Annotated in this window: 13 protein-coding genes and 1 tRNA gene; 12 read left to right on the top strand and 2 right to left on the bottom strand. The window is 40.4% G+C overall.

Features of this window, described 5'->3' with window-relative positions:
* Positions 1–171: 171 nt before the first annotated feature.
* From JYB65_RS09855 to JYB65_RS09845, 3 genes are all read left to right on the top strand, one after another.
* Positions 172–1,407, top strand: a complete 1,236-nt coding sequence (locus JYB65_RS09855; RefSeq protein WP_206582506.1) for a pyridoxal phosphate-dependent aminotransferase — start codon at positions 172–174, stop codon at positions 1,405–1,407.
* Between the two features lie 17 nt (positions 1,408–1,424).
* Positions 1,425–2,144: a lysophospholipid acyltransferase family protein gene (locus tag JYB65_RS09850; protein ID WP_206582505.1), complete on the top strand. Its 720-nt coding sequence runs from the start codon at positions 1,425–1,427 to the stop codon at positions 2,142–2,144.
* A 107-nt stretch (positions 2,145–2,251) separates the two neighbouring features.
* Positions 2,252–2,325, top strand: a tRNA-Gly gene (locus JYB65_RS09845).
* Between the two features lie 74 nt (positions 2,326–2,399).
* On the opposite strand, the gene JYB65_RS09840 is transcribed toward JYB65_RS09845, so the two are convergent.
* Positions 2,400–2,978 (bottom strand): hypothetical protein, encoded by a 579-nt coding sequence (locus JYB65_RS09840; protein WP_206582504.1) that lies wholly within the window; start codon positions 2,976–2,978, stop codon positions 2,400–2,402.
* A gap of 270 nt (positions 2,979–3,248) precedes the next feature.
* Between JYB65_RS09840 and pta the strand changes: the two genes are divergently transcribed.
* The 3 genes from pta (at position 3,249) to JYB65_RS09825 (ending at position 5,764) form a co-directional block, all read left to right on the top strand.
* Positions 3,249–4,223: a phosphate acetyltransferase gene (gene pta / locus JYB65_RS09835; protein ID WP_206582708.1), complete on the top strand. Its 975-nt coding sequence runs from the start codon at positions 3,249–3,251 to the stop codon at positions 4,221–4,223.
* A 165-nt stretch (positions 4,224–4,388) separates the two neighbouring features.
* Entirely contained in the window at positions 4,389–5,342 is a 954-nt protein-coding gene (locus tag JYB65_RS09830; protein WP_206582503.1) for a hypothetical protein, read from the top strand.
* A 209-nt stretch (positions 5,343–5,551) separates the two neighbouring features.
* Positions 5,552–5,764 (top strand): hypothetical protein, encoded by a 213-nt coding sequence (locus tag JYB65_RS09825; protein WP_206582502.1) that lies wholly within the window; start codon positions 5,552–5,554, stop codon positions 5,762–5,764.
* A 118-nt stretch (positions 5,765–5,882) separates the two neighbouring features.
* Here JYB65_RS09825 and JYB65_RS09820 read toward each other — a convergent pair whose 3' ends face one another.
* Positions 5,883–6,440, bottom strand: a complete 558-nt coding sequence (locus JYB65_RS09820) for an ECF transporter S component (RefSeq protein ID WP_206582501.1) — start codon at positions 6,438–6,440, stop codon at positions 5,883–5,885.
* A gap of 282 nt (positions 6,441–6,722) precedes the next feature.
* On the opposite strand from JYB65_RS09820, the gene JYB65_RS09815 reads away from it, so the two are divergent.
* The 6 genes from JYB65_RS09815 to JYB65_RS09790 all read left to right on the top strand — a co-directional run bounded on the left by JYB65_RS09815 (position 6,723) and on the right by JYB65_RS09790 (position 13,564).
* A complete protein-coding gene (locus JYB65_RS09815; RefSeq protein ID WP_342366653.1) occupies positions 6,723–7,049 on the top strand; it encodes a phage holin in 327 nt (108 codons plus the stop codon).
* Positions 7,050–7,308: 259 nt separating this feature from the next.
* Positions 7,309–8,358 (top strand): LacI family DNA-binding transcriptional regulator, encoded by a 1,050-nt coding sequence (locus JYB65_RS09810; RefSeq protein WP_206582500.1) that lies wholly within the window; start codon positions 7,309–7,311, stop codon positions 8,356–8,358.
* 38 nt (positions 8,359–8,396) lie between these two features.
* A complete protein-coding gene (locus JYB65_RS09805) occupies positions 8,397–9,503 on the top strand; it encodes a dihydroorotate dehydrogenase (RefSeq protein ID WP_206582499.1) in 1,107 nt (368 codons plus the stop codon).
* Positions 9,504–9,768: 265 nt separating this feature from the next.
* A complete protein-coding gene (locus tag JYB65_RS09800; RefSeq protein WP_280634495.1) occupies positions 9,769–11,025 on the top strand; it encodes an FAD-dependent oxidoreductase in 1,257 nt (418 codons plus the stop codon).
* Position 11,026: 1 nt separating this feature from the next.
* On the top strand, positions 11,027–12,280 hold the full coding sequence (gene preA / locus JYB65_RS09795; protein WP_206582497.1) for an NAD-dependent dihydropyrimidine dehydrogenase subunit PreA: 1,254 nt from the start codon (positions 11,027–11,029) through the stop codon (positions 12,278–12,280).
* 21 nt (positions 12,281–12,301) lie between these two features.
* Positions 12,302–13,564, top strand: a complete 1,263-nt coding sequence (locus JYB65_RS09790) for a Zn-dependent hydrolase (RefSeq protein ID WP_206582496.1) — start codon at positions 12,302–12,304, stop codon at positions 13,562–13,564.
* Positions 13,565–13,851 lie beyond the last annotated feature (287 nt).

The raw sequence follows: 13,851 nt of genomic DNA, 5'->3' as shown, positions 1-13,851 counted from the left end.
ACACCTCCTTAAGTTATTATTGCCCTATTACAGCATTTCATACAATCTTTACGATGAATAAATAAACGGATAAACCTTGTGTAAAATGCATACTTATAGTATAATATCTCGTGATATTTAGACGTTATGGGAATTTTTAGTTGGAAAATTTTGTGATAGTGAGGTGTATACATGTCGGAATTTATTATGGCACAGGCAAATGGAAGAACTATTCCATTGGAAGATAAGATCTTTGGTATCAGCAGATTAGCGAAAGAGATGATTGCAGAAAAAGGAAAAGATGCAGTAACGAATGCCACAATTGGAGCACTTTTAGATGATGAAGGGAAACTCGTTGTGCTATCCTCTGTTGTTGAAGTATTGAGAAATTTAACTCCTGAAGATTATGCGGAGTATGCACCGATTGGCGGTACGCCGGAATTTAAAACAAGCATTAAGAAAGCTACTTTCGGCAGTTATGAACCAAAGTGCTTTACCGAAGCCGTTGCGACACCGGGTGGAACCGGCGCAATCCGAAATACGATTGCGAACTATACCGCTATTGGAGATCAGGTACTGACTTCCGACTGGTTCTGGGCAACTTATAACTCTATCGCCGGAGAAATCGGAAGAAGCGTTACGACATACACCTTGTTTGATAAAGAAGGCCGATTCAATGTAAAAGCTTTTGAAACAAAAATAAACGAACTGTTAATGAAGCAAGATAGCCTAATGATTATTTTAAACACACCTGCACATAACCCAACAGGATATACCTTTACATTAGAAGATTGGGATCAGATTTTAGCGGCAGTGGAGGCAGCTGCAGGTCAAGATAAAAAAGTGGCGCTTTTAGTAGACGTAGCTTATATCGACTTTGCAGGAGATGGCATTGAGTATAGAAAATTTATGCCAAAGCTAGAAAATCTTCCGAAGAATATCCTTCCGATTATTGCGTACAGCTTATCAAAAACCTTTACGCTTTACGGCATGAGATGCGGAGCAATGATCTGTATGACACCTGACAAACAAATAGCAGATGAATTCGTAAGGGTAACGCAATTCTCTGCAAGAGCTTCTTGGTCCAACTGTACAAGAGCTTCTATGGTAGTTTTAACAAAGATCTATGATGATCTGAAGCTGCTGGAAAAAGTGAACGAAGAAAGAGAATTCTACAGGGAAGTGTTAGTGAAGCGAGGAAAGGCTTTCGAAGAAGAAGCCGCCAAGGTAGGTCTTGAAATTGTACCGTTTGACTCAGGTTTCTTTGCATCCATTCCTTGTGAGAATCCTGATGAAATTGGAAAGAAACTGCAGGCTGAAGGAATTTTTCTAGTACCGCTAGCAAAAGGTCTTAGAGTATCTGTGGCTTCTGTTTCAGAAGAAAGATGTAGAATGCTGCCAGCAAAAATTTTAGCAGCAATGAAATAGATGGAGTAATAATTCTTATGCGTACTATTATTTGGTTCATATATTTTTGGTTGTATCTCATCAAGATATACCCAAAACAAAAATATTATGAGAAGCGACGAGCTGAAGGCGCTCCAAAGGAGCAAGACTTATCTGGAATTAATCAAGTCGTCCTACAGTGGGCGTCTAGTTTGCTAAAAATGGCAGGTGTTACTTGCACCGTACAGGGACTTGAGAATATTCCTGCAGACCGAGCGGTGTTGTTTACAAGCAATCATCAAGGAAATTTTGATATTCCGTTGATGCTTGCTAAACTAGGAGAACCCAATCCAGTGATTGCAAAAGACAGTTTAGAGAAAATGCCGATGATCTCTAATTGGATGAAACTTTTTGACTGTCTTTTCATTGATCGTGACAATGCAAGACAATCGCTAAGAGTTTTTGCGGAAGCAGAGAAAGTTATTGAAGAAGGCCGTTCGATTATTATTTTCCCAGAAGGAACAAGAAGTAAACAAGACGAAGCAGGAGAATTTAAAGCGGGTGCTTTTAAAATTGCTATGAAAACAGGTGCCCCTATTGTGCCTGTGGCGATTGACGGTTCTTATCGCGCGATGGAAGCACATGGTTTTTGGATTCATCCAGCACACGTTAAGATTACGATATTGCCGCCGATTGAGACGGCAGGTTTATCCAAAGAAGAAGCGAAGCATATTTCTACACGTGTTCGTGACTTGATTATGGAAGCGAATAAAAAATAAACCGCGATGAAGCGATAGCACCAGACATTTTCTGGTGCTTTTCTTTTGATATGAGCTTGAATTAAGTTTTTTTATTTGATATAATGTATCAGCAACATAAAAAACTTGCGGGTGTAGTTCAATGGCAGAACGTGGCCTTCCCAAGGCTAAGGCGAGGGTTCGATTCCCTTCACCCGCTCCATAAAAACAAGAGGGATTTATTCTCTCTTGTTTTATTTTTTGTTCGCAAGAAGGGAATCGAATCAAGGGTACGGGTTAGGGGGTTCTTGCTCTATTAGCCATTATATAATCGTATAGTCCCTTTGCATAATAGTCTCCTAATACAGTTGAATAAGATAAAAGTCTATCAAATATATCTATAGAAGTTGCATAATTTTTTGTTATAAATGTTGTTATTTCTTCTAGCATTAAACTCAAGTAAGTATACCTTAAATTACGCATTTCACTTTGTGTCCAAAATGGATTAGCATTTGAAAGTAAAGCGGCAAGCATATCAGCAGTGCCGTATAATCGATTTATATTATCCTTTACAGCAGCATCATCACCTCTTACTTGAGCGTCAATTAAATTTTTTATTAGTGAAACTTGTAGATTTACTAAGTCTGTATATCTGGCAGCTATATCATCTCCAAAAAATAATCTAATTGTATTTCCAAGTTCTATTGGTATTTCAGCTAATCTATCAGATATAGATTCGCGGTCCTCTAGACCCGTATAGGAACTAATTAGATAAAGTCTGGAAAAGATGGCTAATTCTTTCCATGCATTGGATAAACGAAGGATTATGTTTATTTGCCAAGAAGGGATCCCTTCATATTGTTTTTTATGAATCATTGTTATTACTCCTCATACCAACTTAATGAATAACATCATTTTTATTAAATAAAATCATTAATTATTATATGAGTTTCATAATTGCCCTGTTAAAAAAACCTTCGATAGTTCTATAAAAAATACTGGACAAAATGTAAGCTCAATATGTCGTGAACTACTATTTATATGGTATACTCTAATGAGATACTAATACATAACCAATATATGAAATGCTTCATTATACTTTTATGGAGTCGAAGTTGGTAAAGTTTCTTTAGGAGGATGAAGATGATGTTTGAAACTATGATTGAAAATTTAAAAAAAGATCAACAAAAACTTGTGTTTACGGAAGGCTCGGATCCAAGAATTCTTGAAGCTGCAAGCCGCTTAAAGCAAGAAAATATTCTGGAGCCGCTGTTGTTGGGGAATCCCGAGGAAATCCATGAAGCATTAAAAAAATATGGATTCCCTATAGATGGTATTGAAATTCTCGATCCGGCAAATTATCCGGAAATGGATTCAATGGTTGCTAAATTGGTTGAACTGAGAAAAGGAAAAATGGATGAAGAAGCTTGCAGAGAGGTTTTGAAAAAGACAAATTATTTCGGAACTATGTTGGTAAAAATAGGATATGCTCAAGGCCTTTTAGGAGGTGCAACATATTCAACCGCAGATACGGTTCGTCCGGCACTTCAAATCATTAAGACAAAACCTGGAAACAGCATTGTTTCAAGTTGCTTTATTTTACAGCGCGTAACAGAAAAAGGCGACGAAAGATATGCGATGGGTGATTGTGCTATCAATATAACGCCTAACGTTGACGAACTTGTTGAAATCGCAGTCGAAACGGCTAAAACGGCAAGAGTTTTTTCAATTGAACCAAAAGTTGCCATGTTATCATATAGCTCATTAGGATCCGGTAAAGGAGAAACTGTAGATAAAGTTCGAGAAGCCGTTGAAAAAATAAAGGCGATGAATCTTGATTTCCCAATAGACGGTGAGTTGCAGTTTGATGCTGCCTTTGCGCCTGAAGTTGCCAAAACAAAAGCGCCGGAATCTCCTGTCGCAGGTAAAGCCAACACGTTCGTATTCCCCGATATAAATGCCGGCAATATTGGTTATAAGATCGCTCAGCGCCTCGGGGGATTTGATGCATATGGACCGATCCTACAGGGACTAAATGCCCCAATTAATGACCTTTCAAGAGGCTGTAATGCAGATGAGGTTTATAAAATGGCCATTATCACCGCATCATTAAAAGAATAACTTATGTTTCCTAAAAACCCAATAAAAATAAGGTACAGTTCATGCTGTACCTTATTTTTATTGGGAAAGGCAAGCCATCTGATACAATCACCCATTATCTTTAACGTTTTTCAATCAAAAGCATATAATAAATATAAAGAAAAAATAAGGTTATAGGGTATAGATATGAGTAATATAGTATTGCAGCTTCAAAAAAATAATAATGATAGCATTATAAACAATAATGATAATGTTATATTTGATGAAACAATCAGTATGATAGGGAACGTGAGTTATAATAACACCACCGGGGTTATTACTGTTTATGAACAAGGCCTGTATATAATCGATTGGTATGTATCTATGCAGTCAACCTCTGGTTCGTCTGGTGTCATTTTTAAGTTGATCTCTGACAAAGGGACTGAATTTGATAGCAGTTCACCGATTAAAACAGGAAACATGGGCGGAATAGCCGTTTTAAATGTTGACGATGCTCCTGTTAATTTTTCATTGGTAAATGCTTCAAATGCCACTGTTTTTTTACCAAATATGATGACATTTAAAGCGAATCTGCGTATTTTTTATTTAAATGAATATACAATTGACAATAGCCGTTGCTTTGCCTTGGATCAATTTGCCAATCTTTTGGAGCAAGTGGTGACTATCTATCCGGGTGCAGCTGTTAGTATGTTCTCGAATAGGCTTGCAACCGTTTCAGGAACAATCGACTCACTTTACAAAGCGCCTGATGCCGGAAGCATTCCTTTGCTTATTCTTCAATCAGGAGGTCAACCGGCTGCTTTCAGCATTGATAAAATAACGATGCTTTATTTCCCTGATAGTGTGTATGATGATTCAATAACTTATTTGAATCCCCCTGATCCGTTCCCGCAAAATTGTGATACGGACTTTCTTAAAAATATTTATAATTACGTTGAAGTTGGTGACAGCATATCGGTAATGGCAGGTCCTACTACAAGCGCTTCTGGTGAAATTTCTCTGAACGAGTATGGTATCATTGTTTTAGCAGATGCAACTTCAATCATATTTATAATGACCCCGCACATCTTCTCTCTTGTTGTAGATGAAGCGAACGGTGTCAGTGGCAGAAAATCCAACTCAATTTCCGTCACGGAATAAAAAATGACCGAAAGCTGAAAGGGATGAAGTAAATGTGTCAATCCTTCCGATTGTTCCTGTAAAGATCGGGAAAGTTAAAATGTATGCTTATAAGGGACAAAAAAAGGACAAGAATAAAAGAGTATTTAGTTTACTTTTAATAAAAACTATTTGTGACAGAATATTTTATACTTCCATACCCATACTAATCGTAATAGGAGGTAAAAAATATGGAAAATAAAGTTGATAATGTGGATTTGAGAACTTCTAACGGCGAAATGTTTCCGGAAGGTTTAATTGAGACTTCCGAGTTTAAAAATTCGGAAGACCATAACACAATGATTGATGAGGCGAATCCTGTGAAGCAGGCTATTTTAAGGGGCCATATCCCCGGTGAGTATAACGAGCAATATGTAAGAGGAACAACTAGCTCAGAAAAATAATTTCTTGCTGCTGCATAGCCGCATAGCATCTATAGAGCAAAAAAAAGGGCGTCTCCAACTGTGAACAGTTTGGAAACGCCCTTATTAGCGTATGAATATGTGAATAAGATTGTTTTATCTATAAAGAATCGGATACTTCGTTACTTACTTTTTTGTTTGCTCTATGTAAAAAATATTTCTGCAATGCTGTTTTTTGAAGAGCTGCAGCGACAACCAGAGCGATAATAAGCCCAGCGATACTTTGAAAAGCCAGAGATGGTATGGCAACCACAACAGCAGGCATTCCATACAGAACATAAGATGCAATCATATATCCGATGGTTTGAACCAGTCCTCCCAACAGTCCTCCGACAAGCCAAGCAGATTTTCCTTCTAATTTAAATAATTGTTTTTCTATGATGATTCCCATACATATCGCCAAAAAGAATTTGCATAGAAATGTAGGAAGCATCCAAATGGCGTAGCCGCTTATTAAATCTGCAAGAGCGCCGCCAATCCCACCGGCAAGGGCACCTCTTTTTCCGCCCAACATCAGTACAGCAAGAAAAATCATGGAATCTCCTAAATGAACATAGCCAAAAGGCAGCGGAAATTTAAACGTAAAAATCCCTAAAAAGACTAACGCAGTAAATAGTGCTGTTTCACATAAGCGTTTTATAGTTGTATCCTGTTTCATTATAAAGTCCTCCTATTTTTGTTCATTGTCTATTATACTATGTGAGTTGTATATAAAAAAAGATATAAAAATAATAATTTTAATAGATACAATAAATGATAATTAGTAGATATAAACGATATATACAATAACAATATACAGTTTTTTAAAAATTGTATATAACACATTCTTGGCACATAAAAAATGACATTTGATTGTTAATCGCAAAAATAGGAATCAAAGGTACTGATAGAAAAAGAAATGACATAGAATGTTACTAAAACAGGTGAGAGGAGAACGGTCGTGGGATTTAGACGTAAAAGCAAAAAAGTAAAAACGAAGGACGACAGACGCAATAGAAGAGGAATTATGCATATCAATTGGCTGCTTCGAGCACAAAACCCTTATTTCTGGATTGGCCTGTTTGCTGTTATCTTTACTGCAATAGGTATAAGCCCTGAGATATTTACCAGTTGGAATATATTATGGGAACAAGTGAAAGAGCTGCTGATGAATCCATTTAAACTGGGGTGTGCGATTGTTGCTTTAATTGGATATGTTTCCGATCCTACCTCCAAAGGGATATCCGACACGGAAAGAGTCATGGCATGTAAGAAGCTTCAAGAGTAATAACCTATCTCTAGAATGAGGTGAAATGTCAACATGTAACCAGTAACAAAAAAGTGATTCAAGGGAAGGTTCCCCTTGAAATGAGACAATGAAAGTGGTTTAATCTACATAAAGGAAAATTCTGAACAATATCGTAACCAAAGTGATGTTTAAGCAGAATCGACAATAACTTTCAGGAGCGGGTTCATTCAGAATACCCGCTTTTTTTATAGCATTTCACAACATAAGATAAGGATAAAGAGGAGGAGATTGCAGCCTAATGAATATTAAACAAATTGCAAAACAAGCCGGCGTATCGGTAGCCACCGTATCAAGAGTATTAAATCATCCTGAAAGTGTGGCACCGGAAACCAAAGAAAAGATTGAAAGAATTATGCAAGAGGCAGAATATACTCCGAATTGGTTCGCGCGGGGACTGAATTTTAACAAGACCAAGACCATAGGTCTGATGATCCCACATATTTTGAATCCGGCCAATATGGAAATTGTGAAAGGTGTGGAAGATGTGGCCCGTCAAAAGGATTATATTACCTTTATGTGTAATGTTGAAAATGATCCTGAAAAGGAAAGACAATACGCAGAAAGCCTGATCCATAGAAAAGTAGACGGCATCATTTTGATTTCGTCTCATCTAGAGGCGGACGAAATTGAGAACATCTATAGTCAGGGTGTGCCGGTGGTGATGATCGGGGAAAATAAGGGCAAGCCCAACGTACCTGTTGTTCGAACAAATTGTCAGCAGGCGATTTTTAAAGCCGTAAATTATTTAATGGAGGTCGGTTATCGTAAAATTGCCATTCTGTATGGGAAGACGCCTGAGCTGGAGAATAAGAGAAAGATTGAAGGGTACGAACAAGCTCTGGCGAAAGAAGGCATAGAGCGGAATCCGGCATATATAATAGCAACAGAAAATAATATTGAAGGTGGATATTTGGGTGCCAAAAGATTTATTGAGATGCAAGAACGTCCGGAGGTCATCCTTGCTACCAGTGACTTGATTGCATTTGGCGTAATGGATGCAATGAAAGACCATAACATCCGAATGCCGGAAGAAATATCCATCATAGGATTTGATAATATTCGGATGTCAAATATGGTAGACCCGAAGCTGACCACCATTGAGAAGCCATTGCATAAGATGGGGGTAGTCGGTGCCAGACTATTATTTGACATGATAGAAGATGCAGATCAAAAAAACCAAGCATATTTAGAACTGCATCGATCAAAAGAAATCGAATTGCAGTCGAAAATAAAAATAAGAAAATCATGCGGGCACACAGAAAGACTTCAGGAAATGTTTCGCGGTTAATGTCAATTCCACGTTCGTATGCAGATAAGGGGATGCTTATGAAAACAGAATTTTTGGGATTAAAGATGAAAAATCCGGTGATGGTCGCTGCAGGACCATGGAGCCGGGATGGAAGCAGCATACGAAAGGGTATTGCTGCCGGTGCCGGTGCTGTTGTCACTGAAACCATTGTTACGGATGTAGCGGTAGATGTTCGCCCTAGGATTGCCTATAATGGCTGTGGTGTGCAAAATATAAGGATGTATTGTGATATTCAGGTAGAAGGCTGGCAGAAGGATTTAGAGTATGCAAAGAAAAACGGTGGGATCGTTATCGCGAGCATCTCGGCGCACACTCCTTCGGAGCTAGCCTATTTAGCTTCCAAAATGGAGGTCTTTGGTGCAGACGCAATTGAAATAAGCTTATCGAATCCGATGTGGGAATCACTTGAAATTGTAGCTTCCGACCCGGAGACTATTTTTCAAATGACAAAAGAAGTGGTTGATAACGTGAAAATCCCTGTTGCTGTGAAGCTTTCTCAAAATGTCACGAATATTTCAAGAGTAGCAAAAGCCGCTCAGAAAGCCGGAGCTTCCGGAGTAAGTGCGATTAATACGATTCGATGTATATTAGGGGTGGATTTGGAAAAATGTGAGCCTACGTTAACGACGTACGGAGGCTATTCCGGTGCACCTATTCGGCCTTTGGGCCTGGCTTCGGTTGCCACTGTTGCACAAGCTGTGGATGTACCGATATGCGGGATAGGCGGAGTGGAAAATTATCAGCATGTGCTGGAATACATTATGCTGGGTGCTTCGGCTGTACAAGTGGGGACGGCGGTCATGTTGCATGGCCATGGAATCATTTCAGAGATGATTCATGACTTAGAGACCTGGGAACGAAAGAATGGCATCACCAGCATAAAAAACATACGGGGGAAAGCTTTAAGAAATTTAAAGTCCTTTGATGAGATGAAAGTGGAACCGGTAACTTGTACAACAAATGATCAAATTTGTGAAGAGGGGTGCAATCAATGTATCCATTCCTGTCTTTATGGTGCGATCAAAAGGAGAGACAAGAATGTGCTGGTAAACGAAAACCTATGCGGTGGCTGCGGTTTATGCAATGATGTATGTCCAACCAATAAATTAACGTTAACGTGGTGAAAACAGCACCGCTAAAAAATTACATAAAAACGATGGGCCTCTTGAATTTTTTGAAAACTCAGTAATATACTTATTCTGTGTAACCGGTTACACTATAACCGATCTAAAGAGGCTCACTTATCTGAAGAAACATTTTAATTAAATAGTGGAATACCGGCTTACCCAAGACTATTTTCATAGGGAAAATTTTCCCTAGTCCATGCACGAATTAACACGCATATCGATGTTGCGGTGGTTATGAGGTATGAAAAAGGAGGAGGACAAATTGAGTAAAGTAGTCGAAGGAAAGGTTACTTCCGAAGCCGTTGCTGGTTTTACGCATAGGACGGCTATGGAAGAAGCGGCAAGGTGTTTGCTTTGTCATGATGCGCCATGCAGTAAAGGGTGTCCGGCTGGCACTGATCCTGCAAAATTTATACGGTCCATACGATTTAGAAACGTGAAGGGCGCTGCGGAAACAATCAGAGAAAATAATATATTGGGAGGAACTTGTGCCCGAGTTTGTCCAACCGATAAACTATGTGAAGAAGCCTGCAGCCGATGCGGCATCGATAAACCGATCGAAATCGGCAAACTCCAGAGATATGCGATCGAGCAGGAAAAACTATATGGCATGCAGGTATTAAAAGCACCTGCCAAGAAGAAAAAAGGAAGCATTGCCTGTGTCGGAGCAGGGCCTTCTTCTTTAGCCTGCGCTGCACAGCTGGCTAAAGAGGGTTATGCGGTAATTATTTTTGAACGGGAAGAAAAAGCCGGAGGTGTGCTTACGTATGGAATTGTTCCAAGCAGGCTGCCGCAGTATGTGGTAGATCATGATATCGATCAAGTAAAAGCATTAGGCGTTCAATTTGAATTTGGCAAACAGGTTCAAGCGGAAGATTTGACAGCCTTTGACGCGATCTTTGTCGGCACAGGTCTTTGGGGTGCAAAATTACCTCCTATAAAAGGAATCGAATTGGAAGGTGTCTATGCTGCAGCGCAGTACTTAAAGGAAGCAAGAACGGAAGCTTTTGAGGCAGGAAAGAAAGTTGTTGTAGTGGGCGGCGGAGATGTTGCAGTTGATTGTGCCGTGACGGCAAAACTCTTAGGTGCGGAAGAGGTGCGAATTGTTTATAGGCGAACGTTGGAAGAAGCTCCCGGCAATATGACGGAATTCCAATATGCGCTAAGCTTAGGAATCGGAATTACAACAAATATGGCTCCCGAAGAGATAGAAGGGACTGATTTTGTTGAAAGAATCAACTTTATAGGCCGAGACAAGAATTCCGTTCTCAGTCTTCATGCCGATACGATTGTATTTGCAATCGGGCAGGAACCGGAGAATGTGAAACAAATTGCGGAAGTCACGCTGACGGATAAAGGGACTATCGCGGTAACTTCGAGCGGACAGACCAGTAATGCTAAAGTCTTTGCCGGCGGGGATATCGTGAATGGCGGAAAGACTGTTGTAGAAGCGGTAGCGGCAGGGAAAGAAGCTGCTGATGCCATCCTCACTTATCTTGCGCAGAAAGGAGTGAAGTAGAATGGCAGTAAAGAAAGACTTATCGATCAACTATTTAGGTGTTCCATGTGAGAACCCGTTCTTCCTTTCCTCTTCACCAGTCGGAAGCAATTATGAAATGGTCGCCAAAAGCTTTGAAAAAGGGTGGGGAGGCGTTTTTTATAAAACCGTTGGCATATTTGTAGCCGATGAATGTTCGCCTAGATTTGATCAGACAAATAAAGAGGGGCTGCCATGGTTAGGCTTTAAGAATATGGAGCAGATTTCCGATAAGCCCACTGAAGTGAACTTTGAAAATATGATGAAGCTAAAGCGGGATTATCCGGAAAAAGTGATGGTTGCCTCTATTATGGGATCCACCGATGAGGAGTGGAGAGAACTGGCGAAGATGTGTGAACAGGCAGGTGCAGACCTGATTGAAGGAAACTTTTCCTGCCCTCAGATGACGACCCATTCGATGGGCTCGGACGTCGGTACCAATGTAGAACTGGTGAAACAATATTGTCAGGCTGTAACCAGCACTACCAAAATCCCTTTCATAGCAAAAATGACTCCCAATATTACCAATATAGAGGTTCCTGCACTTGCCGCGTTGGAAGGCGGAGCCGCCGGAATTTCGGCCATCAACACGATTAAGTCTATCACGAATATTGATTTTGAAAATATGACAGGTATGCCGGTGGTGAATGGAAAATCTTCTATTTCAGGGTATTCGGGTGCAGCGATTAAACCGATTGCGCTTCGCTTTATCACTCAAATGATGAAAAATGAAACCATTGGGAAGACAGAGATGTCCGGGATAGGTGGAATTGAAACATGGAGGGACTGCGTAGAATTCTTATTAATTGGATGCAGAAATATTCAGGTTACGACGGCTATTATGCAATATGGATATCGCATTGTTGAAGATATGATAAGCGGTGTCAGTCATTTTATGGATGAACATGGTTATGAAAAACTGGAGGACTTTATCGGCCTGGCCCTTCCAAATTTAGTTCCGGCAGAGGAACTGAACAGAGATTTCAAAATTCTGCCTGAGTTCGATGAGGAGAAGTGTATTGGCTGTGGAAGGTGTTACATCTCTTGTTACGATGCAGCTCATCAGGCGATTGATTGGAACGAGAAAAAAAGACGGCCTGAATTAAATGAACACTGTGTCGGATGCCACTTGTGTCTCAATGTATGTCCTGTTCAAGGCTGTATCAGACCGGGTGAAATCAAGTGGAAAGAGGGCCGAAAGCCGAGCGGTGTGCAGATTAAGAAGCATTACGAATAAAACGAATGGAGGGGTATTATAATGTATACTTGTGACGTGAAGAGGATGGAGGACAAAATTAAGACGTTTAGCACATTCGGGGATGCCGGGCACGGTGGCATCACTAGATATTCACTATCACCGGAAGCTATTATGGCAAGAAATGAATTTATAAAAAGGATGACAGCAATTCATGCGGAAATTGTTACGGACGACATGGCAAACATGTATGCAACACTTCCCGGCTCAGACCCTTCAGCAAAAAGGATTGTCATGGCTTCGCACTGCGACTCTGTAAAAAATGGCGGAAATTACGATGGCATACTGGGTGTCATGGGGGCTATGGAGGTATTGGAAACGATCGCAGCAGAGGATATTCCGCATACACATCCGGTTACGGCCATGATTTGGACGAATGAAGAAGGCTCGCTTTATCCGCCTGCTATGATGTCTTCCGGCGTAGTCTGCAATGACTTTTTACCGACTGAGATCGCAAAGAAATTTAAACAAGAAGATATGCTGGCATCGAAGAGCGTGCTGGATCGCACGAGAACTTTCGGTGAAGCGCTGGAATCAAGCGGATTTAAAGGAGATAAAAAGAACCGATTGAATCCTGATGACTATAAATGCATGTTTGAGCTTCATATCGAGCAGGGTCCGATTCTGGAGGATGCAGGAAATGATGTGGGCGTAGTCACTTGCGTATTAGGCATGTTTAATTATAGAATCCGGTTCTATGGTCAGTCTGACCATGCGGGAACCACTCCTATGCATAAAAGGCAGGATGCACTTCATGCAGCCGCCCAGGCTTTATGTTATCTTCATGAGGAAATTGATAAGCTTGACAGACCTGAATTGGTTTATACCACTGGAGAGATTTTATGCCATCCGTGCGTCCATACGGTTATTCCGGATTTTGTTGATTTCTCCATTGATGTACGGCACGAAGACCCTGCGGTAAGACAGAAAGTTCTTGCCATTGTAAAAGGCCTTGCAGACAGGGAATGGGCAAAATGCAGATGTGAGGTGGAGTTGGCTTGGGCCAGAGATACGGTATACTTTGATAAGGAACTCGTGAGCTATGTAAAGGAAGCCGCCGAGCAAGCCGGTGTAAAGCATCAATATATTAACAGCGGTGCCGGCCATGATGCCCAATTTGTAAGCTACATGCTTCCAACGACTATGATTTTCGTCGTTTCAAAAGATGGTCATTCCCATTGCGAGCCGGAGTATTCCAGTCCTGAGCAATGTACGAACGGTGCAACCGTCATGCTGAATGCAGTATTAAAGGCAGATGCAAGCTGATAGACCTATTTGTTGATACGGGCATAAACATAAAATAGTATAGAACAAGGATAAAACCACATAAGGAGGGGCTATCTCAAAATAGTTTGAATTTTTTAGATAGCCCCTTTTTGATGCGATAAATAGGATGATTTTCAAACAACCAAGTCATTGGTGCAAAAGCGATATAGTAATCAAAAGGTGGACAAGATGTGCGGAAAAGTAACAAAACGGGCGCCCGATTGAGACGATAACGCCCGCCATGGATAAAAGCTGCTATGACACAAAAGCCCGTTGTGTGACAGGTA

This window comes from Clostridium aminobutyricum (genome assembly GCF_017255415.1).
In the GTDB taxonomy this organism is placed as follows: Bacteria; Bacillota; Clostridia; order Peptostreptococcales; family Anaerovoracaceae; genus Aminipila; species Aminipila aminobutyrica.
Note: the sequence above shows the minus strand (reverse complement) of the source record. Positions and strands in the feature narration are given on the sequence as shown.